The sequence below is a fragment of the Paenarthrobacter nicotinovorans genome (assembly GCF_021919345.1).
Taxonomy (GTDB): Bacteria; Actinomycetota; Actinomycetes; order Actinomycetales; family Micrococcaceae; genus Arthrobacter; species Arthrobacter nicotinovorans.
In genome coordinates this window covers 990419-1014845 of sequence record NZ_CP089293.1, presented here as the reverse complement: position 1 = coordinate 1014845, position 24427 = coordinate 990419, and the positions used below count along the sequence as shown (strand labels likewise).

The window sequence follows — 24427 nt, the reverse complement described above, 5'->3', positions numbered from 1 at the left end:
CGATCATGGTGACTCGCCTCACACTTTGTCAATAGTTTGTCCTGACATTAGGATGTTTTTACTTGACCTCCTCGTGTAGACGACAAAGAACGTCCCGCGTGGGGCGATGACCTTGACGGCCATAACCCGGCTGCTATCATCAAAAAAGGCAGTATGTCCTATCAAGAGAACATGACCGGACATACGCTTCCATCCGGCAGAGGAGCCACATCCTGCTTCCCTGGCCGGTCTTCAGCAGGCGTCTAGGAGAATCCAGTGGCGAACCAACTCAGTCTCAGCATCGATCGTTCGTCTCCAGTGCCCCTCTACCACCAAGTGGTCCAGGGCATCGAGGCCGCGATCCACAGCGGCATCCTGGAACCCGGGAGCCGCTTGGACAACGAGATCGACCTCGCGGCACAACTCAACCTGTCCCGGCCCACCATGCGCAAGGCAATGGATGAGCTCGTCCGCGCCGGTCTCCTGGTTCGCAAACGCGGGGTGGGAACACAGGTGGTAGCCAGCCAGGTCCGCCGGCCGCTGGAACTCTCCAGCCTCTACGACGACCTCAGCAACAACGGCAAGAAGCCCACCACCGAAGTCCTGAGCTTCTCCCACGTCGAAGCCGACGCGCTCACGCTCACAGCCCTCCAATTGCCCGCCGGCTCCAAGGTCTACCACTTCACGCGCTTGCGCAAAGTGGGCGGCAAGCCGCTGGCGCTCATGGAGAACTGGGTCCGCGATGACATCACCAGCATGGATGAAGCCCAGCTTTCCAAGGAGGGCCTTTACGCCATCCTCCGCCGTGGTGGCGTCAACTTCAGGCTCGCTTCGCAGCGCATCGGCGCCATGATTGCCAACGACTACCAGGCTCCCCTGCTCGAAGCAGAGGTGGGTTCAGCCCTGGTCACCATGGAACGCACTGCCGTGGACGACACCGGCCGCATGGTGGAAACCGGTCACCACGTCTACCGTGCCGACTCCTACAGCTTTGAAATGACACTCGTACAGCGCTAAAGCAAGGACTGATTACATATGGCCAACTGGGTCTACCCGCTGGGGACAGCCAATGACGGCAAGTGGGACATCTCCCTGGGCACGTCAGATTCCAACCTCGCCGTCGACGGTTGGGCCCACACGGGACTGAAGGTGGCGACGCTCGCCGCCGGGGCCGCCGTCGAACTTCCCGCAGCCGCGGAAGAACGCATAGTGGTGCCGCTGAGCGGCTCGTTCACCGTAACGGTCGACGACGGCGAGTACGTCCTCGCCGGGCGGCAGTCCGTTTTCCACGGGCCCAGCGACGTCCTGTACACGGGTATCGATAAGGCAGTCACCATCAGTTCGAACGACGGCGGCAGGGTCGCCATTGCGACCGCCCCGGCCAAGGCCGCGTACCCGACCCGGCTGATCACCGCAGCCGAGACCCCCGTGGAACTTCGCGGTGCCGGTAACTGCTCGCGGCAGGTCCACAACTTCGGTACGCCCGCCGCACTGGAAGCGGACCGTTTCATCGTCTGCGAAGTCATCACCCCGGCCGGCAACTGGTCGTCCTACCCTCCCCACAAGCACGATGAGGAGAAGGACGGCGAGACCAGCCTTGAAGAGATCTACTACTTCGAGACCCGGGTAGCTGCCGGTTCGCCCGCGCCTGAAGACGCCGACGCGTTCGGCCACGCGCGCGTGTACGCCTCCGACGAGCGCCCCATCGATGTCTCAGCCGAGGTCCGCACTGGCGACGTAGTGCTGGTGCCGTATGGCTGGCACGGACCTGCCATGGCGGCGCCGGGCTACGACCTGTACTACCTCAATGTCATGGCCGGTCCTGGCCGCGTGCGCGACTGGCTCATCAGCGACGACCCCCACCACGGCTGGATCCGCCGGACCTGGGAAGGCCAGGACATCGATCCCCGGCTCCCGTTCACGGCCTAACCGGCTGAGTTTTTGTACAGCTAATGCCCCCAAGACCGCGTCTTGGGGGCATTAGCTGTACAAAAACTCGCGTTACTTGGCCTGGGCGATGTAGTCGTTCATCGTCTTGAGCTGGTAGCGGGACACGTCTTCCGCGTTCTCATCCTCGGCGAAGACCGAAGAAACCATCACGGTGTTCGCCTTGTCCAGGAAGCCGATTTCTTTCAGCCCGCCAAAGAACTCGTCCCAGTTGACGTCCCCGTCGCCGATCTTCAGGTGCTGGTGGACGCGTACGGCGTTGCCGGGCGGGTTGGTGATGTAGCGCAGGCCGTGGGACGCGTGATGGTTCATGGTGTCCGAGACGTGGACCAGCCGCAGCTTGTCCCCGGCCGCCCGCATAATCTCCAAGGGTTGGTTCCCCATGTGGAACGTGTGCGAAGCGACATAGACCATGCCGATATTCGGCGAGTTGACGCCGCGGATCACGCGCAGGGCAGCAAGCCCGTCTTCAACGAAGTCGTCCGGGTGCGGGTCAATCAGCACGTCCAGATCTTCGCGTTCGATGATGGGCAGGAGCTCTTCCATGGAGCGGTAGAACGCCCGCTCCGACTCTTCGGCCTTCTCGGGACGGCCGCTGAACTCCGTGTTAATGGTCTGCACCCCGAGGTCCACGGCAATCTGGATGGCGCGCTTCCAGTAGCGGACCGCGGCTTCCCGCGCATCCTCGTCCGGACCGGACCAGCGCAGGACCGGCAGGACCGAGGCGATCTCGACGCCGGCGTCCTTGCACGCTGCTTTCAGCTTCCCCACCAGCTCGTCGTCTGCCTTGGGGTGGTTGAAGAACGGGATGAGGTCCGCGTGCGGGGTCATCTGCAGGTACTTGTAGCCCAGGTCCGCGGCCACACGCGGGAACTCCAGCAGGCTGTGACTGTGGTGGAACGGTGTGGGATCCAGTGCGATCTTCATGCTCAATCCCCTACTTGTACAGGTCCGGCTTGGTGTTCAGCTGGACTTTGACCTTCTCGCCGGACTTCTGGGCCTCGACGCCTGCCTCGCAGCAAGCCGCGGTGGCGTAACCGTCCCAAGCGGTGGGCCCGCCGATTTCGCCACGAAGGGCGGCGTCCACCCAAGCCTGCACCTCGACGTCGTACGCAGCTCCGAAACGCTCCTCAAAGCCCGGGGTGACGTTGCCGCCCCATTTGCCCGCGGACTGGATGTAGGGGCCGGAGTCCCCGCCGATGCTCACAATGCCGTCCTCGAAGGAAGCCTGCGTAGCCACCTGGTAGCCGAACTTGGCGTTGACATAGATTTCGACGTCGGCCAGCACACCTGATTCGGTTTCCAGCAACACGTGCTGGGGATCGTGCTGGCCGTTCGGGGCGTTACGCGTCGCCTTGCCCAGGCGGACCTGCACGGAGGTGATTTCCTCACCGGTGAAGTAGCGGATCGCGTCGAATTCGTGGACCACGGAGTCGTTGATCAGCATCTCGTTGGTGAAGCCCTCGGGCGTTGTCGGGTTGCGGTGCTGGTGGTGCAGCATCAACAGCTCCCCCAATTCGCTGTTGCGGATGACCGACCCGAGCGCCGCATACTCGGCGTCGAAGCGGCGCATGAAGCCCACCTGGATCCGCTTGTGGCCGAGCGCCTGCTCGGCCTGGACCACCTTCCAGGCGCTGTCAGCGTCAGGGGTCAGCGGCTTCTCGCAAAGAATCGGGAAGTCCTTTTCGAGCGCCTTGTAGAGGATTTCCTCGTGGAGGAATCCCGGGGTGGCAATGAGGACGGCGTTCACGTCACCGTTGTTGAGGGCCTCGTCGGCGCTGGCCAGCGCCACGGCGCCGTCGATGCCTTCAATGGCGGCTTGCGCGCGGGCGAGGTCGACGTCGACGACGGCGGCAACTTCAGCGCCGTGGATGCGGGTGCTGAGGCGCTTGATGTGGTCCGCACCCATGCGGCCCGCACCGATGACGGCAACGCGGAGAGTCTTGGTCACTGTTCTTATCCTTCGTGAGGTTCTTGTGGGGTGCTGTTGGCAGGCGTTACTGGACTGCGTTACTCAACGCGGGTACGGGATCCGCAGGAAAGCAGATAGTTGCGGGTCCGCTTGGCGATGGGCATCGGCACATCGAATGCCACCGGGTACATGTCCTGCTCGACGATGCCGAAAATGGGGCGGTTGAGCGCCTCCACGGCGTCGATGACGGCGCGCAGGTCCGGGAGTCCGTTCGGCGGCTCGGTCATCACGCCGGCAATGTTGGCAGCTGCCCACGTCATGTTCTTCTCGTTGACCTCGGCAAGGACCTCGGGGTTGATCTGCTTGAGGTGCAGGTAGCCGATCCGGTCCGGGTAGTTTTTGATGAGTTCCAGGCTGGAAGCGCCGCAGTATTCTGCGTGGCCCGTGTCCAGGCAAAGGTTCAAGTACCGCGGATCCGTCGCCGCCAGCAGGGTTTCGATGTCCTGCTGCGCACCGACGTGCGAATCGGCGTGCGAGTGGAACTGCTGGTGCAGCCCGAAGTCCTCCAGCAGGACCTTGCCCATGCGGTTGTGGCCTGCGAAGAGGTCCGCCCACTGCTCATCCGTCAGGTTACCGTTTTCCACGGCCTCGCCTGTGACATCGTCCCGCCACATCGCGGGGATGACCACGACGTGTTCACCGCCCATGGCTGCCGTCAGTTCGGCAACCTTGCGCGCCGGTTCCCACGCCTCGTCGTACTGCTTGGCCCCGCGGTGGAAGGCCGTGAAGACGGTCCCCGCAGTGACCTTGAGGTCACGCTGCTTGAGCTCTTCGGCCAAGCGTGCGGGGTCGTTCGGCAGGTAGCCGTACGGGCCCAGCTCGATCCACTTGTAGCCGGACTCCGCAACCTCGTCCAGGAAGCGTTCCCACGGGGTCTGTTGGGGATCATCCGCGAACCATACGCCCCAGGAGTCAGGGGCGGTGCCGATGATCAGCTTGTTCTCAACATCAGTCATGACAGCGTTGTCTTTCTTCGGGAAGCTGCTAGTTGGAGGGGAAGTTGTACGAGGCGCCGGAGGCGTGGGTGGGCTCGGGCCAGCGTGAGGTGATGACCTTGCCCCGGGTGTAGAAGGAGACGCCTTCGGGGCCGTAGATGTGCTTGTCTCCGAAGAGGGAGTTCTTCCAACCACCGAAGGAGTGGTAGGCCACCGGCACGGGCAGGGGAACGTTGACGCCGACCATGCCCACGGTCACGGAGCGCTGGAACTTCCGGGCGTTCGCGCCGGAGGAGGTGAAGATCGCGGTGCCGTTGCCGTACGGGTTGGAGTTGATCAGGGCGATGCCTTCTTCGAGGTCGGCCACGCGGACCACCACCAGAACGGGTCCGAAGATTTCCTCGGTGTAGGCGGTCATTTCGGTCTTGACGTGGTCGATCACGGTTGGGCCCACCCAGAAGCCGTCTTCGTGGCCGGGGACCACCAGGTCACGGCCATCCACCACCATTGCCGCGCCGGCCGTTTCGGCTTCGGTGACGATCTTGACGATGCGTTCCTTGGAAGCCGGGGTGATGACCGGGCCCATTTCAGCGTCGGGTTCGGTGCCGTTCTTGACCTTCACGGCCAGGGCGCGTTCTTCGACCTTCTTTACGATCAGGTCGGCGGCGTCACCGACGGCCACAGCGACGGAGATGGCCATGCAGCGCTCCCCCGCTGAGCCGAAAGCGGCAGCGGCGAGGTGGTCTGCGGCGTTGTCGAGGTCGGCGTCGGGCATTACGATGGCGTGGTTCTTCGCCCCGCCCAGGGCCTGGACGCGCTTGCCGTGCTTGGTGGCGGTCTCGTGGACGTACTGGGCGATCGGGGTGGAGCCGACGAAGGAGATGCCGTCCACGTCCGGGTGGGTCAGCAGGCCCTCAACGGTTTCCTTGCCACCGTGCAGGACCTGGAACACTCCGTCCGGCAGTCCGGCCTGCTTCCACAGCTTGGCCAGCAGCATCGAGGCGGACGGATCGCGCTCGGAGGGCTTGAGGATGAACGCGTTGCCGGTGGCGATGGCCATCGGAGCCATCCACAACGGAACCATGACCGGGAAGTTGAACGGCGTGATACCGGCTACCACGCCCAGCGGCTCACGGAACGAGAAAACATCGATGCCCGTGGAGACCTGGTCAGAGTAGTCACCCTTGAGCAACTGCGGAATGCCACAAGCGAACTCGATGACCTCCAGGCCACGGCCGATCTCGCCCTTGGCGTCAGAGAGGACCTTGCCGTGCTCGGCGGTGATCAGCTCAGCGAGTTCGTCCACGTGGGCGGCCACGAGCTCACGGAACTTGAACAGCACGGCGGTGCGCTTGGCCAGGGAAATGTCACCCCAGGACTCCGCGGCCTTCTTCGCGGCGGCAACCGCTGTGTTCAGGTCAGCCTCGTTGGCCAGGCGCAGTTCAGCCGTAACCTGGCCGGTGGCCGGGTTGTACACCGGCTGGGTGCGGTCGCCCTCACCGGTGGTTTCAGCGCCGTTGATGAAGTGGTGAATGGTGGTCAGTGTGGTCGTCGTCGACATGTGCGGACTTCCTTTGGTCTGTAGCGTGACGTGTGCGGGAATCAGCCGAGCAGTTTGCGCTGGCGGTTCTTGTGGTCGGTGTACGTCTTGTAAGCCTGCTGGGTGGACTCCAGGTCCGAGACCTGCGAGACGGGGACGTCCCACCAGGATTCGGAGGACGGCGCATCCAGCAGCGGATCGGATTCGACGTGGATCACGATCGGGCCGGTCTCCGGGGCTGCCTTGGCTTCCTTGATGGCTGCGCCCAGGGACTCAATGACGTTCTCCCCAGGCTCGATCCGGATGACCTTCGCGCCCAGGGATTCGGCGTTGGTGGCGAGGTCGATGGGCAGGTGTTCACCGGCGTCGAAACTGTGCTGTTCTTTGTCCAGGACGCGGTACTGCGTACCGAAGCGCTGCGAGCCGAGGGACTCGGACAGCGAACCGATGGAGGCGTAGCCGTGGTTCTGTATCAGGACCACGATCAGCTTGATGCGTTCGGCGACGGCGGTGACCAGTTCGGTATGCATCATCAGGTAGGAGCCGTCCCCCACCATGACCACCACATCCCTGTCCGGACCACCGGCGGCGGCTTCGGCCAGCGCTGCGCGCTTCACGCCCAGCCCGCCGGGGATTTCGTAGCCCATGCAGGAGTACGCGTATTCCACGTGGTAGCCGAACGGGTCGCGGACACGCCACATCTTGTGCAGGTCACCCGGCAGCGAACCGGCGGCACAGATGACAACGTCCTGGTCATCCATGGCCTTGTTGGTGGCACCGATGATCTCGTTCTGGGCCGGCAGCGGTGTGTAACGGGTCTCGAAAGCCTCGTCCACGATCGCGTTCCAGCGCTTCTTTTCCGCAGCGACCTTCTGTTCGAGGTCAGCACCGACGCGGTACCCGCCCAGGGCCTCGTTCAGCTTCACCAATGCCTTGCGGGCGTCAGCGACGATCGGGAGCGTTGTCCCGTGCTTGTAAGCGTCGATGGGGGCCACGTTGATGTTCACGAACTTCACGTCCGGGTTTTGGAACGCCGTGCGGGACGCGGTGGTGAAGTCCTCGTAGCGCGTGCCGATACCGATGATGAGGTCCGCTTCGGCGGCGATGGCGTTGGCCGCCGTCGTGCCGGTTGAACCGATGGCACCGAGGGAGAACTTGTGGTCCCACGGCAGGACGCCCACGCCGGCTTGGGTGTTGCCTACCGGAATGCCGGTCAGTTCAGCGAACTTGGCGAGTTCATCGTTGGCGTAGGCGTAGAGGACTCCACCACCGGCGATGATCAGCGGGCGCTTGGCCGCACGGATGGCCTCCACGGCGCGGCGGATGTCGTCATCGTCGGCCTCGGGGCGGCGGATCCGCCATTCACGTTCGGCCAGGAACTCTTCCGGGACGTCGAAGGCCTCCGCCTGGACATCCTGCGGCAGCGAAATGGTGACGGCACCAGTCTCCGCCGGATCCGTCAGGACACGCAGCCCGTGGTGGAACGCGGAGAACAACTGTTCCGGACGCGAAACCCGGTCGAAGAACTTGGACAACGGACGGAAGGCATCGTTGACCGTGATGTCGTAAGCGTATGGGAGCTCCAACTGCTGCAGCACAGGGTCCGCCGCGCGGGTTGCGAAGGTGTCACTCGGCAGCAGCAGCACGGGAAGGCGGTTGGTGGTGGCCAAGGCGGCACCTGTCAGCAGGTTCGAGGAACCCGGGCCGATGGAGGTGCTGATCGCGAACGTCTGGCGGCGGCGCGTGTGCCGTGCGTAACCTACCGCCTGATGGGCCTGGGCCTGCTCGTTGCGGCCCTGGTAGTACGGCATGATGGTGGGGTCCGCGGCCTGGTACTGCTTCAAGGCCTGTCCCACACCAGCAACATTGCCGTGTCCGAAGATGCCGAACGTGCCCGGAATCAGGCGCTCACGATACTCCACTCCGTTAATGGAATCCACGGTGTACTGCTTGGAAAGGAACTCGACCACGGCCTGCGCCACGGTCATCCGACGGGTTGCTGTTCCCATGGGTCTTCTACTCCGATACTTTCACTGGAATACGGGCATCAGCGCCATTCTTCGCCGCGACGGCGGGCACGGACGCAGTGTTGTTCAGCAGCGAGGCGGCCGTTGCTACGGCACCTGCGACGTCGCCGTCGTGCGGGTACAGCAGGGTGCGCCCGACCGTCAGGCCACGCACGCCCGGAAGTGCCAATGCCGCTTGCCAGCTGGCGAACACCTCGTCCTGGGTACCGTCCGGGTCGCCGCCCAAGAGTACGGTCGGCAGGGTGGTGGAGGCCATGACGCGTTCCATTTCGGCCACCACCGGCAGCTTCATCCAGGTGTAGGCACTGGTAGAACCGAGGCCCTCGGCAATTCCCACGGACTTGATCACAGCATCCGCGCGGAGGTCGTTGCGGACTTTGCCGTGGGCGTCACGCACGGACAGGAACGGCTCCACCATGGCGATCAGCTTGCGTGCTGCCAGGGAATCAATGGCTTTGGCAGTGGCTTCGAGGGTGGCCACCGTGTCCGGGTCGCCCAGGCAGATACGGGTCAGCATCTTGCCGCCATCGGCGCCGAGTGCTTCAAGGGCCTCTGCCGTGTGTCCGGTGAAACGGTCGTCGAACTCGTTGACCAGACCGGCCAGGCCGCCACGGTTCATGGAACCAAAAATGAGTTTGCCATCCAACGCGCCCAGGAGCAGGAGGTCGTCCATGATGTCCGGCGAGGCGAGGATGCCGTCCACGGCGGGGTTGGCCAACGCAATCTGGAGGCGGTCCAGGAGGTCGCGGCGGTCGGCCATCGCCATGGGCTCGGAGCCGACGGCCAGGGCACCACGGGCCGGGTGGTCAGCCGCGACGATGAAGTTCTGCTTGCCGTGCTTCAGTCCAGGGTGCCTGCGGCGCGTGGCTGCCGCGCGGGCAACAGCTTCCGGGTCTTCAAGCCTGATCCGGCTCAGGTGCTCATAACGGCGGGGGTCATCGTTGAGGCTCAACGCACTGCTCCTTCTGCGAGGGTCGAGGAGGCTGCAAGTGAGGCACCGGGAATGGGCCGGCCACGTTCGGCGAGCAGCGAGGTGACCTCGTCCGGCGTCGGCATCGCATCCGCGCACGACACCCGGGAGGCGACAATCGCGCCCGAAGCGTTGGCGTAGTCGAGGACTTCCGACAGCGGCCAGCCGGACAGCAGTCCGTGACAGAAAGCGCCGCCGAAGGAGTCGCCGGCGCCCAGGCCGTTGACGGTTTCCACCGGGACAGGCGCCGAGACCACGCGTTCCGTGCGGGTCTTGGCCATCACGCCTTCAGCGCCAAGCTTCACGACGGCGATTTCGACGCCGGCGGCCAGCAAGCGGTCTGCCTGCTCATCAGGCGTTCCCTCACCCACGGCGACGGCGCATTCCTTATCGTTGCCGATCGCGACAGTGACGTGCGGGAGGATCTTGGCGACCTCGGTGCGGGCTTCTTCTTCGGACGACCAGAACATGGGGCGGTAATCCAGGTCCAAGATGGTGAACTGGCCCGGCTTCAAGCCGGTCCGGGGACGGGCCTGGTGTGCGGCGATGTGTGCGCTGCGGCTGGGCTCCTGGCACAGGCCGGTGACGGTGGACCAGAAGATTCCTGCTTCGCGGACAGCTTCCAGATCAAGCTCTTCGGCTTTGATCTGCAGGTCAGGCGCCGTGGGGAAGCGGCCGTAGAAGTACAGCGGGAACTCGTCCGTTGCGGGCTTGATCGCGCAGAACGTCACTGCCGTGGGGTATTCCGCAACCGGCGACACGAACGAATCGTCAACGCTGAACTTGTGAAGTTCGCGGTGCAGGTACTTCCCGAAGGCGTCATCGCCGGTGCGGGTGATGACACCGGTGCGGCGGCCATGGCGGGCTGCCGCAACAGCCACGTTGGAGGGCGAGCCTCCGAGGTACTTACCGAAGGACGTCACGTCCTCCAGGTCCACTCCGATGTCATTCGGGTAGATATCAACGCTGATGCGCCCGATCGTGAGTAGTTCGTGGGTCACGGTAATCGTTGACCTTTCTCTTGTGAACTCTGAACCTTTGAGCGCTGGGCCCCAATGCCTTGCCACCCCTCAGTGAGCGGGGCCACATGACTACTTTGCACCAGATTTCATGTCCTGTCAAAGGTTTGTACTGACATATTTACAACATGACACGGGCGGCTTTTACTTGCTCGGAACAGCCAGTTCCCCACTGACATATTGGCTGCGCCCAAAGCCAAAGGACCAGTCCCCCGGCGAGTTCTCCACGTAGCCAACAAAGACATCCTCGCCCGCAACGCCCACACCGGCCAGGCCAGTCGCGATGGCCTCAAAGAGGGAGCTCTTGGCCTCCTGGCTGCGTCCACCCTGGGTGAAGATCTGGATCATGACCACACTGTCGGTGCGCTCGAAACCGAGGCCTGCGTCCTGGGCGACGATTTGACCCTGCGCATGTTCCGTAAGGATGTGGAAGTAGTCCCGCTCGGGGATTCCATACTCGGCAAGGATGGCGTCGTGGATGGCGCGGCTGAGGGCAGCCAGCTCCGCGGGCGAGCGACCTTGGTTTACATCGATTCGAACAAGCGGCATTGCGATCCTCCTGGAGTAGTTTGTCCTGACATACTAACAAATAATTGCATCTGGAGTACAGCAAAAGCCCGCCCGGGACATTCCGGACGGGCCTTTGCTTGAGCGTTGCGAGGCCCACTCTACGCCCCCAAACACGCGAATACCCCGCACAGCGGGCCCCACAACGGGGAACCTCACGTTGCGAGGCCCACTCTGCGCCCCAAAACACGCGAATACCCCGCACAGCGGGCCCCACAACGAACGCTTAAAGTACGACGGCGGCCCGGTACCTTCCGCGGGGAAGGGACCGGGCCGCCGTCGTAAATGACACCCAAACTCCTGAGCGACACCCAACCCGACCCAGGACACCCACATCCGGGCGTCACCAACGAATATGCGCGTCCCCAGCAAACATGCGCGTCACTCGTCCCCGCGCTACGCCACCCAAACACGCGAACACCCTGCACAACAGGCCCCACAACGAGGAACTTCACGTTGCGAGGCCCGCTCTGCGCCCCCAAACACGCGAACACCCTGCACAACAGGCCCCACAACGAGGAACTTCACGTTGCGAGGCCCACTCTGCGCCCCAAAACACGCGAATACCCCGCACAGCAGGCCCCACAACGAACGCTTTAAGTACGACGGCGGCCCGGCGCCTTCCGCGGGGAAGGGCACCGGGCCGCCGTCGTAAATGACACCCAAACTCCTGAGCGACACCCAACCCGACCCAGGACACCCACATCCGGGCGTCGCCAGCAAACATGCGCGTCCCCAGCGAACATGCGCGTCACTCGTCCCCGCGTTGCGCCCCAAAACACGCGAATACCCCGCACAACGGGCCCCACAACGAACGCTGAAAATACGACGGCGGCCCGGCACCTTCCATGGGAAGGCACCGGGCCGCCGTCGTCAGTCTTACTGCGGAACCTAGAGCGTTGCGTAAACTTCGCGCAGCAGCTTCGCGGTCTCGGACGGCGTCTTGCCGACCTTCACGCCTGCAGCTTCGAGGGCTTCCTTCTTGGCCTGTGCGGTACCAGCGGAACCGGAGACGATGGCGCCGGCGTGGCCCATGGTCTTGCCTTCGGGAGCGGTGAAGCCAGCCACGTAGCCAACAACAGGCTTGGTGACGTTGGCCTTGATGAAGTCGGCTGCGCGCTCTTCAGCGTCGCCACCGATTTCGCCGATCATGACGATTGCCTTGGTCTCGGGGTCAGCTTCGAACGCGGCCAGGGCGTCGATGTGCGTGGTGCCGATGATGGGGTCGCCACCGATGCCGATCGCAGTGGAGAAGCCGAGGTCACGGAGTTCGTACATCATCTGGTAGGTCAAGGTACCGGACTTGGACACGAGGCCGATGGGGCCCTTGCCCGTGATGTTCGCAGGGGTGATGCCAACCAGGGCCTCGCCCGGGGTGATGATGCCGGGGCAGTTCGGTCCGATGATGCGCGTGACCTGCTTGCCGTCGGCGTCCACCTTGGACTGGGCCAGTGCCCAGAACTCTGCGGAGTCCTGAACCGGAACACCTTCGGTGATGACAACCACGAGGCCGATGCCGGCTTCGATGGCTTCAACCACGGCGTCCTTGGTGAATGCCGGCGGAACGAAGACGATGGAGACGTCAGCGCCGGTTTCAGCCATGGCTTCCTTGACGGTGCCGAAGACAGTGATTTCCTTGTCGCCGTGCAGGACCGTGGTGCCGGCCTTGCGGGCATTGACGCCACCAACAATGTTGGTGCCGGCCTTGAGCATCAGGGCGGTGTGCTTGGTGCCCTCGCCGCCGGTGATGCCCTGAACGATGACCTTGGAGTCCTTGTTGAGGTAGATAGACATTGTCGCGTCCCTTTACTTAGCTGCGTTGGCGAGCTCGGCGGCCTTGTCGGCGCCCTCGTCCATGGTGGCGGCCAGGGTTACCAGCGGGTGGTTGGCCTCGGTCAGGATGCGGCGGCCTTCCTCAACGTTGTTGCCGTCGAGGCGAACAACCAGCGGCTTGTTCGCGGAAGAACCGAGCTCGGCCAGTGCACCCACGATGCCCTTGGCAACAGCGTCACACGCGGTGATGCCACCGAAGACGTTCACGAACACGCTCTTGACCTGGGAGTCGCCCAGGATAACGTCCAGGCCGTTGGCCATGACCTCGGCGGAAGCTCCACCACCGATGTCCAGGAAGTTGGCGGGCTTGACGTTGCCGCGGTTCTCGCCGGCGTAAGCAACGACGTCGAGGGTGGACATCACAAGACCGGCGCCGTTGCCGATGATGCCTACTTCGCCGTCCAGCTTGACGTAGTTGAGGTCCTGCGCCTTGGCCTTGGCCTCGAGGGGGTCAGCTGCGTCCTTGTCTTCCAGCGTTGCGTGGTGCACGTGGCGGAAGTCGGCGTTCTCGTCCAGGGAGACCTTGCCGTCGAGGGCAACGATGTCGCCTGCTCCGGTGCGGACCAGCGGGTTGACCTCAACCAGGGTTGCGTCTTCCTTCTTGAAGACATCCCAGAGCTTCAGAATGACGTCGGCGACCTTGCCGCGCAGTTCTTCAGCGAAGCCTGCAGCTGCGACGATCTCGTCAGCCTTGGCCTGGTCGATGCCCACAGCCGGGTCGATGGCGATCTTGGCCAGGGCCTCGGGACGCTCGACAGCAAGCTGCTCGATTTCCATGCCGCCTTCAACCGAGCACATGGCCAGGTAATTGCGGTTGGCACGGTCCAGGAGGACCGAGAAGTAGAATTCCTCGGCGATGTCAGCACCCTGGGCGATCATCACCTTGTTGACGGTGTGGCCCTTGATGTCCATGCCCAGGATATTGGTGGCGTGCTCAAGTGCCTCGTCGGCAGACTTGGCAACCTTGACGCCGCCGGCCTTGCCGCGGCCACCAACCTTAACCTGTGCCTTGACGACTGTTACGCCGCCGATCTTCTCGGCAGCTGCCTTCGCTTCTTCAGGAGTGTGCGCCACGATGCCGGCGAGCACGGGTACACCGTGCGCTTCGAACATATCGCGCGCCTGATATTCAAACAGGTCCACGGTTTAGTGTCCTTCTACGTCGAAGTAGTTTTCTGTTCAGCCGGGAACCGCGATGACCGCGATAGCCAGCTGCGGAGAGTACGCGGTAACAACCAGGATTGAAGCCGGTCACATTGCGTAAGGTCCTCTCGGAACTTTAGCCCTTTGAGGAGTCCCGCCAGCTACACAGTACCCGTTAAGTGAGTAACCTTACACTTCTATCGTATGTAGAAAAACCGCATAATCACGCGGATTTTGGGTTCTTCCGGATCCGTGCAAAGCCCATCAGAAGCCTTCCTTCAGGCTCCCGCGGACCGTCTTGCCGCCGTCGGAAACCAACTGGTAACCCTCACGGCTGACGAAGAACGCCACGCCCCCGGAGACGTTTCCGCAGGCTACTCCCCCGTTGTAGGCAGAACACCGCAGGCCGTTGCGTTCGATGTTCTGGCCGTCGGCCAGCTCGCGAAGCTTGGAGATGGGACCGTTGCGGCTGCCCTTGGGTCCGAACTCCGACTCCATTTGTGTTACGCCGGAACGACACGAGCCGTAGACGGCCTTGTCCGGAGTGAGGAGCGCTGTTCCGCCAAGGTAGCCCAGCCCGGTGCCTGCGCAATCGTCCGCCATGTCGTCAAGCTCAGCCTTGGCGTACGCGGCAAGTTCGCAGTGCACCACCGGCACTACCGCGAATTTGTTGTTGGCTGCGTCCGAGTAGCTGTTGGCCTCGTACGGGAGGTTGAGGTGGCCGCCCCTTGAGGACGTCATGGCGCACACGATGTTCCGGTCCCCGGTGACGAAAGCTGTGACGTCCTCGCCCGCAGCCAGAGTGGTCTGCTCAGAGACAGGTACCTGCTGCAGTTGCTCCAGCGGCGGCAAAGGGGCAGGCGGAACGTAGTCCGGGTCCTTGGTGGCGAAGGAGCAACCCGACACCAACACCAGGAGCAAGGCGGCCAGAATCCCCCACACTGTGCGACGCATGGCACCAATTATGCCGTGCGGCCTCATGCATCAAGCTTGGTCAGCGGCGCATAACGCAACAACAGGCGCTTCTCGCCGACGTCGAACTTCACCTTCGCGACCGTCTTGTCGCCCGCACCTTCGACGCCGAGCACCACGCCGTTGCCGAAACTCGTGTGGTTGACCTTGTCCCCCACCACTACGGAAATGACTTCCTTCTGTGGCTGCACCCTGTTGCGTGCGACGGCGGCAGGAACGTCGGCGTCGAACCCTGCGGTTGGGCTCGCGGCCACACCGCGGGAGGTACCCGCACCCCAGAACGAACCACCGTAACGGTTGGAACCGATGGGAGCACTCCCCCATCCGCCCGCCTGCCGGCTCATGACTTCGCGCTTCCACTCCACGAGTTCGGACGGAATCTCTTCGAGGAACTGGCTGGCCGGGTTGTACTGGCTTTGGCCCCACATGCTGCGGACCTCCGAGCGCGTGACGTAGAGCCGCTGGCGTGCCCGGGTGAGCCCCACGTAGGCCAGCCGGCGCTCTTCTGCCAGTTCCTTCGGGTCCGTGGCCGAGCGCTGGTGCGGGAAAATCCCGTGCTCCATGCCGGTCAGGAAGACCACAGGGAACTCAAGGCCCTTTGCTGTGTGCAGAGTCATCAGCGTGACAACTCCCATGCGCTTGGCTTCTGCCACCGCAGCATCGATGTCCGCGCCGGGAGCGTCCGGAATCTGGTCGGCATCAGCCACCAGGGACACCTGTTCCAGGAACTCGCCCAGTGAACCCTCCGGGTTGTCCCTTTCGTACTCACGGACGACGGCTACAAGTTCGGCAAGGTTCTCTACCCGCGATTCGTCCTGCGGGTCGGAACTGGCGCGCAGTCCGGCGAGGTAGCCGGTCTGTTCCAGGACTGCCTCGAGGGCTGCAGCCGCGCCGGATCCGGAGGCGACTTCCGCGAGGTCGTCCAGGAGCTTCACGAAGCCGAGGACAGCGTTGACCGAACGCGTGGCCATGCCCGGCGCCTGGTCCGCCCGACGTGCCGCAGCCATGAAGGATGTCCGCTCGCGCTCGGCAAGGGCGGCGACGGCACCCTCGGCACGGTCGCCGATCCCTCGTTTGGGTTCGTTGAGCACGCGGCGTAGGTTGACGTCGTCGTCCGGGTTCACCAGGACGCGCAGGTACGCCAGGGCGTCCTTGATTTCCTTGCGCTCGTAGAAGCGGGTGCCGCCAACAACCTTGTACGGCAGGCCCACGCGGACCAGGACGTCTTCAATGGAGCGCGACTGTGCGTTGGTCCGGTAGAAGATGGCAACGTCTCCGGGACGCAGGCCTTCCTCGTCCTGCAGGCGGTCGATTTCCTTGGCAATGAACTGGGCTTCGTCGTGCTCGTTCTCGCCCACGTAACCGATGATCTTCTCGCCATCGCCTTCGGCCGTCCACAGCCGCTTTTCCTGGCGGTTGGGGTTGCGGGAGATGACGGAGTTTGCTGCGCTGAGGATGTTCTGCGTGGAACGGTAGTTCTGCTCCAGCTTGATGGTGCGCGCGTTCGGATAGTCGGCTTCGAACTCCACAATGTTGCGGATGTCCGCACCGCGGAAGGCGTAGATGGACTGGTCCGAATCACCCACCACGGTCAGTTCGCTGGGTTGGACCTCCGTGTCAGTGCCCAGGCCCACGATCTCCCTGACCAGCGCGTACTGTGCATGGTTGGTGTCCTGGTACTCGTCCACCAGGACGTGCCGGAAGCGCCGCCGGTAGGACTCCGCGAGCGCAGGGAAAGCCCGGAACATGTAGACGGTCTCTGCGATGAGGTCGTCGAAATCCATGGCGTTGGCCTGGCGCAGGCGTTGCGTGTAGCCCTTGAAGACATCAGCCACGGCGGTTTCGAAGGGGTCATTGTGATTCGCCGCGGAGGAGTAGGAGTCGGCGTCGATGAGCTCGTTCTTGAGGGCCGAGATCTTGTGCTGGATGGCCTTGGGCGCGAACTTCTTGGGATCGAGGTCCAGGTTCTTGGCCACCAGGGTGATGAGGCGCAGCGAGTCGGCGGAGTCGTAGATGGAGAAGTTCGAGTTCAGGCCCACGTTGGCGGCCTCGCGCCGCAGGATACGGACACAGGAGGAGTGGAAGGTGGAGATCCACATGCCCTTGGCCCGCGCTCCCACCAACGCTTCAATGCGCTCCCGCATCTCGGCTGCTGCCTTGTTGGTGAAGGTAATGGCAAGGATTTCGCCGTGATGTGCCCGTTTGGTGGCGATGAGGTAGGCGATGCGGTTACTGAGCACACGCGTTTTGCCCGAACCTGCGCCTGCAACGATGAGCAGCGGACTTCCGGCGTGCTTGACTGCCTCTTCCTGCTGCGGGTTCAGCCCTTGGAGCAGGGCATCGGCAGAGGGGAGCCCGGGCGTGCCCGGGTTGCCCCATCCCCCTGAGGCAGGAGCGTCCGACTGGCCGCCGCCGCCCTCCTGAAGACGGGGACCCGGCGCACCACCACCTGGGCGTGATAGCTCCGGGGCAGCCTTGACTGCGGCTTTGGTGCCTGCTTTGAAGGGTCCGTCTGCGTAGGGGTCAAACAACATATCCATGGTGCCTACCAGTCTAGGCGGTGCCCCCGACACTATAGGGCGGTACGTCCACGGCCCCGGGGCCAACCACCGGAATCTACTGCCGCGGGTCCTCCAGCAGCCATCCGCCGGCAGTGAGCCGCTCCCGGAGTCCCAGCCTCGTCAGGGGCTCGGGACCGTCCTGGAACTTCCGGCGCACTGACGCCAGGTGTTTCTTCACACCATCCACGGAGATACCCAGCAGCTGGGCTGTCTCCGCCATGGTCCCGGCCTCTCCTCCGAGGTAGACGGAGACCACTTGGTGCTCCCTGGCGGACAATTGCGGTTCCCCCCGGCCGGCATCCATGGCTGCGGCCACTTCAGGGGTGATGTGTTGCAGTCCTTGCGCTGCGCGCCGGAGCGCGGTTTCCACCACACTCGCGGAGGCTGTCTTGGGGATGTAGGCCATGGCGCCGGCCGCCATGGCCTGGCGCATTACGGCAGGGTCAAGGACTGAACTGCACACCACAACCTGCGGGCCGGAGGAAAGGATGGCCTGGATCTTGGCGCGCAGCGGGACCTGGTCACCCAGGAGAACGTCCAGGATAACGACGTCGGACAGGGCACCCAGGCTTGCTGCGGCTTCGGCCCAGGAGGCGAACCGGCCAACCACACGGATGCCCGTGGTGTTGTCCTGGAGCCACTGGGAAAGCCCTTCGAGCAGGACGGCGTGGTCCTCCACGATGTCCACTTCGATCGTGGGTTGGGACACCGGGTATCGCACTTAAATCGGTCCTCCCCGCATATGATGCTGGCTAAGTGGTCATCATATTCCGATGACGGGTTTGGGGGAGACATTCATGGGGGCATGGATAACGCGGCTGGCAACCTGCCGGCCCGCGTTGGAGCGCTCGGACCTGCTGGCCAGATCCGGGACGGTAATGAGCTTCGTTTTCGTGGCGGCCTCCTGGCTATACCTGTTTCCGATCATGGGCGGACCCCTGTGGCACCGGGCCTTGGCGTGGGTGCTCGTGATGATGCTGGTGATGTGCTTCGCTACGATGCTGCGGACCGATTTCTGGCCCCTTCGGCTGATGATCGTCGTGGGCCTGATCGCCCTGTCCGAACTCCTGGCAGGAGTCAGCTACCGCCAGGATTCGGACTCGCTGCTCCTGGCGCACAGCCTGCTGATCGGTGCCAGCTCCACGGTGGCCTTGTCCTTGCGAGCTTCTTGGCAGTCGGCGGTCTATACGGCGCTGCTGGCCGTCCTGGTATTTGGGCATACCATCGCGACATCAATCCTGCATCGCCTCGGTCCCATCACCTTCTCGATTCTTGTGGGATTCTGGCTCATCATGCTCGCCATCCGTCACTCAGCGCCCAGGGCCCTGGATATTTTCCTGCGCGACCAAGCCGTGAAGGCGGAATCCCTTGCTGCCCAGGCGGTCGTCCGTGACCGGACCAGTGCTGCCGCCCATGACGCCCGATTGCTTCACGACACCGTGCTGCGGGGGCTGACCCTCTTGGCCCGGGGCGGCGCCGGGTTGGCTCCGGAGGACTTCCGCAGCATGTTCGCCGCTGGGGAGTACGACGGCGTCGGATCAGGTCACCGGAGCCCCGGCACCCTGGCGGAAGCCACCACGCTGGACGGCCGGCGCGCGGCCCTTGGCAGCGGAGGCGGGCTGGCCGTCGTCGAGTCTTCCACTGCCGCTGACGTGGCGTCGTTGCTGAAAGAGCGGGCCCGCGAACACAGCCGGAACGGCTTCACCGTGGACGTTTTCGGCGAGGGCGGAACCCTGCCGCCGGATACCTTGCGGGCGGTTGCTGATGCTGCCGGGGAATGCATGGTCAATGCGGCCCGGCATGCCGGGAGCGATCACGTGGATGTGCTCATTTCGCGCACAGGTCCTGTGGTGTCGGTCCTCGTCAGCGATGCGGGCCGCGGATTCGACCCCGGGTCCCTCCCGGCGGAGAGCTTCGGGGTGAGGCATTCGATCATTGAGCGAATGGCACAGGTCGGCGGGAACGCCAGGCTGTTGTCGACACCAGGGCGTGGAACCACTGTTGTCCTTGAGGTCGAGGCGGCATGAACCGATTCCTTCCGGATGTACACGTGGCCACTGCCGGTCCCCTTTTCCTGTCCCGGGGCATCCTGGTGAGCATCAGTCTGACGCTCTGGATATTCTCGGCCATGACGCAGATGGTGTCCTTCGACGGGAGCAGCCTTGATCGCTCAAGGTTTGCTGCCGTGGCCCTCGACCTCATTGGCTGCTGCGCGGCTTTCCTGGCGTCTGGGCCGGCAACGCCCCGCAGGCATCTTCCCTATGTGCGCCTGGCCTGGCTGGCCACGTCCATTATTTCGGGCGTGATGACGGCCCAAGTGGTGACGCTGGGCTCGGGCTATCTGGCCCTCGCCTTCAACGTCATGCTGGGGTCGGCTTTGGTCTTCCTTGTCTGCATGCGGTGGGACCTGATGGGTTTCATGCTCCTGTCGGCCGCCAACTCGGTCCTGAGCAGCTTCTACTACGCCACCACTCCGAGATTCGGGTCCGGCGAGGGCCTGCTGATTTTCTTCATCACGCTTATCCCGGGGCTTTTGGGCGCTTTGTTCGTCGTGGGAATCCGGAGCCGCATGGAGGAACAGCTCGCCCGGCATTCCGCCCAGGCCATGACTGCCCTGACCAGGCAGGCTGATACCCGCAGTTCGGCCTACACCGAGGAGCTGTCAGCCACACACCATCAGATCCAGGAGCTGTTTGCGAGGGCAGCCCGGAGCGAAAGCCACCCGCTGACGCCGGGCCTGGCGGAGGAAGCCCAGTGGCTCGCCTCGCGGTTGCGTGCCCAGTTGATGGTGGCACAGGGCAGCGACTGGTTGTCGGAGTCCTTGGTGCTGGCCGGCCTGGACTCCACGGCCACTGTGACGGCCCAGCCGGACCTCCTTCAACGTATCCCGCAGGCACAGCGCCCGGCACTCCTCGCTGTCACCATGCTGCTGCTGAAGCCGGTGCCGGACGGGCCGCGCCAAGGCAGCAGTTTGCCCGGAAGGGTACATGTCTATGTGGAGCCGCATGTGAACGATCATTTGCTGATTACCTGGCGTGTGACCGGACTCAATCCGAACCGCTGCACCCCCGCGTTGTGGAGCGAGGTGGAAGCCCTGGGTTCGCCACGCGTTCACACGGACCCCGGAGGAGCCAGCATCATTGTCCCCATCAAGGCACCCAAGCCATGGTGACGCGCCTGATGGTGGTGGACCAGCACCAATTGATGATCGATACCTTGGATGCGTGGTTGCGCCGCAACGCCCCGGACCTGGTGGTCGCGGCGGGCTTCACTACCGTTCCCACGCAACTCCAGCAGGAGGCCTTGGGCGGCCTTTCGGTGACGGTGGCTGTCCTGGGTACCCTCGATCGCCGGGAAAAACTGGTCCCGGCAGTTCAACAGCTGGTGCGGGCCGGATTGCGGGTGGTAGTCCTTGCCACCGCCCTGGACCGCTGGGATGCGGGCGCGGTCCGCTCTGCCGGTGCCTTGGGTTATGTGCCCAAGGCAGCCGGCCCCCGGCACACGGAACTCGCCCTCCGCGCCGCTGCATCCGGACAGGAATATCTGCATCCTGACGTCCTGGCCGGTCATGACAACAGCACACCGCTGCGCATCACACTTTCACCCCGGGAACAGCGTCTTGCCGAGCTGTACCTCGGCAGTGACGCCATGTCCGTTCGTGGCGTTGCGGATGCCATGGGAATCAGCGAGCAAACAGTCAAGGCGCACCTTCACCGGATCCGGCAGCGCTACGCCACGGCCGGCATCAAGCTCGGCAATGTCATCAGCCTCCGCAAGCAGTTAAGCAACGATGGCTGGATCAGCTGACCCTTGCTGTGCCTTGGCCCGCCGGCCCCTGCGCTTTCGCGCCGGCACCTTCCCCGGATCCGAAGCCAGGATGCTGATCAGGGCCACCAGCAATGGCCCGCACAAAGCCGCCATGTAGCCCGCAATGATCATCTGCTTGTAAATTTCGGCCTGGCCGCCATTGAGCATGACGGCCCAGAACTGGAACCAGCATCCCAGCACCATGATGACCGCCAGCCTTCCCACGGCACTCCGCTTCCGGAAAGCCACGGCCAGGCCCAGCAGCAACGTCACCAACTGCATCCCGACGAAGGCCACCGGAGCAGCTTTTACGGCGCTGAACAAGCCCAACACCACGGGAAAACGCCGTTCCTTTTCATAAGGGCCATGATCGGAACCCTCAAGGTACGAGCCAACATAGCCCAGTTCCGGAGTCAGCATGGCAGTCACTCCGCGTTCGCCCATGGTGATGAGCCGTTCCGGATGCGTGGCGTAAAAACCGGCGATCGTGCCCAGGCTGATCTTCTCCTGGAACTGGGGGTACAGCGGGTTGTAAACAGCCGAACGTGTGGAGGCCACCGTAGTGTCCATGGAGTTGATGAAACTTGGGTCCAGCCCCAACCATTCGAGGTCTGCCTCAGGGGTTGGGCTGTACGGAAGAAGCTCCACAAAGACGGCGTTGTAAAGGTTCACTTCCGAGAAGCGCTTGGGTTGGACGTTGATGAATGCCACCGAAAACGCAACGATGAGCAGCACCGCCGTCGCGGGCAGCATTAGCGCGCGCCACTGTCGACCCCTGCCGAGCGCGCCGTCGGCCGGTTTGCCGTCGGACGGAGGCACGACGACGGCCGCCTCACCGTCCGCTGTGCCCCGCCGCCACGGCACCCAGAGCAGCGCCAGGGCAATAACGGGCAGCCACGAGACAGTTTGTGTTTTTGCCGCAACGGTAAAGACCGTCGCGAAGACGACCAGCAGCAAAGCCAGCCACCGCGGACCGCTGCCGTTCCAGTAGTGGAGCAGCGCAACGGACACGGCAAGAACGCCAAGGAAGGCCGCGGGTTCGCTGTAGGGCGAGACGAAGAAATCAGCGAAGACGCCGTCTGCCATCACCCCGGTGACCAGCGCGGCGATGAGGATACGGAACCAGGTCCGGCCAGGCAGCACGTTGATCAGGGCCGCGATCAGCAATCCGAAGACCACACAGCAGACGATTCCAACGGCACGGGTGTCCAGCCCCGGTCCCCAGCCCAGGAGGGGTGTCAGCAGTTTCCCCAACCACAGGAACAGCAGCTGGGAAGAGTAGTACGGCTCCCCGGTGCCGTTGGCGCCGCAGCCTTCACCGTAGAACTGGTGCGGGACCCAGGAAGGGTGGATGTACTTCGTGAACCCCGCGTAATCCCAGGGCCGTTGGTTCATGACCCCCAGGGAGCACAGCAAACCATGCCCCTCGCCCTGGTCCCCCATCCCCACAGGTTCCGGAATGAACAGCCGGACCATCATGAGGGCGGCCGCTACCAGCCCCGCGATCAGGGCCGCGCCGTGGACTGGTCCCAGCGTCAAGGTACCGGGACCGAAGGTCCTCGCAAAGTATCGTCCCAGGCTGCCGAGCGGACGGGCCTTGGTGCCCTTGCGTCCGCGCACAGGGGCAGGAGTGAACGTTCTCTGCGCTTTCCCGCCACGTTCACGGAGCTGCGTGGCGCTCCCGGATCCTTGATCAGCCATTGTTTACTGCTCCCCCGGTGACAGGCACGCGCACGGGAGCCAGGGTTCCAGTCACCAATTCCGGAGCTTCACCCGGTACTGGCTGCCGGGCGGAAGCCACGGCGCAGCGGACGGTCCGGGCAGTGCCCACCGTCCGGATGATGGGATGGACTGTGACGCCTGCCGGCAGTTTTTGCGTGCCGAGGAATTCGAGCGCATAGGGAAGGCAACGCGCTTCACGCGCCACGGGTGTTGCCAGTGACGCGTCCTGGGCGATCCATGCGCTGATGTCCTCCGCGGTATGGGGCTCCGAACACGGGACATCGGTTCCGTCGTCAGAAAGAACGCCGTCCTTGTATTCCTGCCGGTAGCAGAGCCGTACCGCTGCCGAGTGTGGTCCCGCCAAAGCATCCTTGAGGTCAAGGCCGGTTTCCTGCGGGGTGCCGTCTTGGTCCGTGACCGCTACGTCGCAACGAACCGCCCGGCTGCCGGCAGCCCAAGCGTCCCTGTCAGGGAAGTAACTGGTGACCGCCAGTCCGAAGGTCCCGTCCCTGTCGGACGCGGAGAGATAAGTACGCAGGTCCTCGCTGGTGCACAGCCGTTTGCCGGCAGCCTTGAGCTGCTGCTGGTTGGGACGTGACTCCTGGCGGGCCAGGGGTTCGGGCATCGTCGTGACCAGGAAAGTCTGGGTGGTGTGGCGTTCGGTGCAGGAAACAGGCGGGCTGGCTTCGCTGCTGGCATCGAATTCTTCCGGGGACACCACGGCATGGCAGAGTCCTGTTTCCGGACTCGCCGTGTCCACCCCTTGTTTTCCTTCATCACAGGCGGCCAAGGCTGCCGTTATCATCACCGCGGCCATGACGGCCGACGCCCGGAACAGACTACGAGGACGCACGCCGGCCCTTGCTGCGGGTCGCTGCACGGTCTTTGCGGACGACGGCGGCCCGGACCAGCACGATGATGGCCGCGACGAAGCCGAAAATCACCACGAAGGAACCCAGGAAGTGGTGCATGACATCGAATCCCTGCTGCCCCCAGCTCTGTTGCGCCGCTGCGATCATGAAATAGCGGGTTGCGTTGCTGATGCAGACTATGAGGAGTGCGATGAGGGCCGCGGGCATGAGCCGGGAGACGGGGATGCGTCCCATCAGGAAAAGAATCCCGGCGAGGCCTGCGATCGGCGTGAGGAGGACGGCGCTGGAGCACAGCCCGGTGACTTGGAGGGCGAAGGGCTGGCCCCCGCCCACATTGTGGAAAATGATGTCGCCCACGCTGTAGGAAGCCCCGCCGAGGACGCCGTCGAGAATGGCGGACATGAGCCAGGCTTCGGCTGCCCTGATGTGCTCCTGCTGCAGCATGGCCGCAGCCGCGGCAGCGATGAAGACCAGCCCGATGAGACCCCCGCCACGGGCCTTCCGTACGGGGATCGCACGGGGTCCGGTGGGGACGCTGATGTTGCCGGCTTCGGCGCTCAT

General features: G+C 63.9%; 21 protein-coding genes. 5 read left to right on the top strand and 16 right to left on the bottom strand.

Features of this window, described 5'->3' with window-relative positions:
- Positions 1–255: 255 nt before the first annotated feature.
- A complete protein-coding gene (locus JMY29_RS04880; protein WP_018779623.1) occupies positions 256–996 on the top strand; it encodes a GntR family transcriptional regulator in 741 nt (246 codons plus the stop codon).
- Positions 997–1014: 18 nt separating this feature from the next.
- Positions 1015–1908 carry a 5-deoxy-glucuronate isomerase gene (gene iolB, locus JMY29_RS04875; protein WP_189076023.1) on the top strand — a complete coding sequence of 298 codons (894 nt, stop codon included), beginning with the start codon at positions 1015–1017 and terminating at the stop codon, positions 1906–1908.
- A gap of 72 nt (positions 1909–1980) precedes the next feature.
- Here iolB and JMY29_RS04870 read toward each other — a convergent pair whose 3' ends face one another.
- The 13 genes from JMY29_RS04870 to JMY29_RS04810 form a co-directional block, all read right to left on the bottom strand.
- Entirely contained in the window at positions 1981–2853 is an 873-nt protein-coding gene (locus tag JMY29_RS04870) for a sugar phosphate isomerase/epimerase family protein (protein ID WP_189076024.1), read from the bottom strand.
- A gap of 10 nt (positions 2854–2863) precedes the next feature.
- Positions 2864–3877 carry a Gfo/Idh/MocA family protein gene (locus tag JMY29_RS04865; protein ID WP_079581220.1) on the bottom strand — a complete coding sequence of 338 codons (1014 nt, stop codon included), beginning with the start codon at positions 3875–3877 and terminating at the stop codon, positions 2864–2866.
- A 59-nt stretch (positions 3878–3936) separates the two neighbouring features.
- Positions 3937–4854 (bottom strand): sugar phosphate isomerase/epimerase family protein, encoded by a 918-nt coding sequence (locus JMY29_RS04860; RefSeq protein ID WP_039240059.1) that lies wholly within the window; start codon positions 4852–4854, stop codon positions 3937–3939.
- 28 nt (positions 4855–4882) lie between these two features.
- On the bottom strand, positions 4883–6394 hold the full coding sequence (locus tag JMY29_RS04855; RefSeq protein ID WP_055973489.1) for a CoA-acylating methylmalonate-semialdehyde dehydrogenase: 1512 nt from the start codon (positions 6392–6394) through the stop codon (positions 4883–4885).
- A 41-nt stretch (positions 6395–6435) separates the two neighbouring features.
- Positions 6436–8382, bottom strand: coding sequence for a 3D-(3,5/4)-trihydroxycyclohexane-1,2-dione acylhydrolase (decyclizing) (gene iolD / locus JMY29_RS04850; RefSeq protein WP_189076025.1), 1947 nt, complete (start codon positions 8380–8382; stop codon positions 6436–6438).
- A gap of 7 nt (positions 8383–8389) precedes the next feature.
- Positions 8390–9352, bottom strand: a complete 963-nt coding sequence (locus JMY29_RS04845) for a Cgl0159 family (beta/alpha)8-fold protein (RefSeq protein ID WP_018779616.1) — start codon at positions 9350–9352, stop codon at positions 8390–8392.
- Entirely contained in the window at positions 9349–10371 is a 1023-nt protein-coding gene (gene iolC, locus JMY29_RS04840) for a 5-dehydro-2-deoxygluconokinase (RefSeq protein ID WP_110505758.1), read from the bottom strand. Before iolC ends, JMY29_RS04845 begins: the two co-directional genes overlap by 4 nt.
- A 162-nt stretch (positions 10372–10533) precedes the next feature.
- A complete protein-coding gene (locus tag JMY29_RS04835) occupies positions 10534–10938 on the bottom strand; it encodes a tautomerase family protein (RefSeq protein WP_079581222.1) in 405 nt (134 codons plus the stop codon).
- Positions 10939–11847: 909 nt separating this feature from the next.
- Positions 11848–12750 carry a succinate--CoA ligase subunit alpha gene (gene sucD, locus JMY29_RS04830; RefSeq protein WP_018779613.1) on the bottom strand — a complete coding sequence of 301 codons (903 nt, stop codon included), beginning with the start codon at positions 12748–12750 and terminating at the stop codon, positions 11848–11850.
- A 12-nt stretch (positions 12751–12762) separates the two neighbouring features.
- Positions 12763–13932 (bottom strand): ADP-forming succinate--CoA ligase subunit beta, encoded by a 1170-nt coding sequence (gene sucC / locus JMY29_RS04825; protein WP_189076026.1) that lies wholly within the window; start codon positions 13930–13932, stop codon positions 12763–12765.
- A gap of 264 nt (positions 13933–14196) precedes the next feature.
- Complete coding sequence (locus JMY29_RS04820) at positions 14197–14886, bottom strand: hypothetical protein (protein WP_018779611.1); 690 nt, start codon at positions 14884–14886, stop codon at positions 14197–14199.
- Positions 14887–14909: 23 nt separating this feature from the next.
- Positions 14910–17444, bottom strand: a complete 2535-nt coding sequence (gene pcrA / locus JMY29_RS04815; protein ID WP_189076027.1) for a DNA helicase PcrA — start codon at positions 17442–17444, stop codon at positions 14910–14912.
- Between the two features lie 76 nt (positions 17445–17520).
- Positions 17521–18174 (bottom strand): response regulator transcription factor, encoded by a 654-nt coding sequence (locus JMY29_RS04810; RefSeq protein ID WP_018779609.1) that lies wholly within the window; start codon positions 18172–18174, stop codon positions 17521–17523.
- An 88-nt stretch (positions 18175–18262) separates the two neighbouring features.
- Here JMY29_RS04810 and JMY29_RS04805 point away from each other — a divergent pair, with 88 nt between their 5' ends.
- Genes JMY29_RS04805 through JMY29_RS04795 form a run of 3 tightly spaced genes read left to right on the top strand, consistent with a single transcriptional unit; the run spans position 18263 to position 21272 of the window.
- Positions 18263–19492, top strand: a complete 1230-nt coding sequence (locus JMY29_RS04805; RefSeq protein ID WP_189076028.1) for a sensor histidine kinase — start codon at positions 18263–18265, stop codon at positions 19490–19492.
- The gene (locus JMY29_RS04800) at positions 19489–20637 is read left to right on the top strand and encodes a hypothetical protein (protein WP_189076029.1); all 1149 of its coding nucleotides are present in this window, start codon (positions 19489–19491) and stop codon (positions 20635–20637) included. Before JMY29_RS04805 ends, JMY29_RS04800 begins: the two co-directional genes overlap by 4 nt.
- Complete coding sequence (locus JMY29_RS04795) at positions 20631–21272, top strand: LuxR C-terminal-related transcriptional regulator (RefSeq protein WP_189076030.1); 642 nt, start codon at positions 20631–20633, stop codon at positions 21270–21272. Before JMY29_RS04800 ends, JMY29_RS04795 begins: the two co-directional genes overlap by 7 nt.
- On the opposite strand, the gene JMY29_RS04790 is transcribed toward JMY29_RS04795, so the two are convergent.
- From JMY29_RS04790 to xrtS, 3 genes are read right to left on the bottom strand one after another with little or no spacing between them, the layout of a single operon-like run.
- On the bottom strand, positions 21246–22973 hold the full coding sequence (locus tag JMY29_RS04790; protein ID WP_189076031.1) for a sugar ABC transporter permease: 1728 nt from the start codon (positions 22971–22973) through the stop codon (positions 21246–21248). The two genes, JMY29_RS04795 and JMY29_RS04790, sit on opposite strands and share 27 nt — an antisense overlap.
- Entirely contained in the window at positions 22966–23847 is an 882-nt protein-coding gene (locus tag JMY29_RS04785; protein ID WP_189076032.1) for a septum formation family protein, read from the bottom strand. The genes JMY29_RS04790 and JMY29_RS04785 overlap by 8 nt, the downstream gene beginning before the upstream one ends.
- Entirely contained in the window at positions 23834–24427 is a 594-nt protein-coding gene (xrtS, locus tag JMY29_RS04780; protein WP_189076033.1) for an exosortase S, read from the bottom strand. The genes JMY29_RS04785 and xrtS overlap by 14 nt, the downstream gene beginning before the upstream one ends.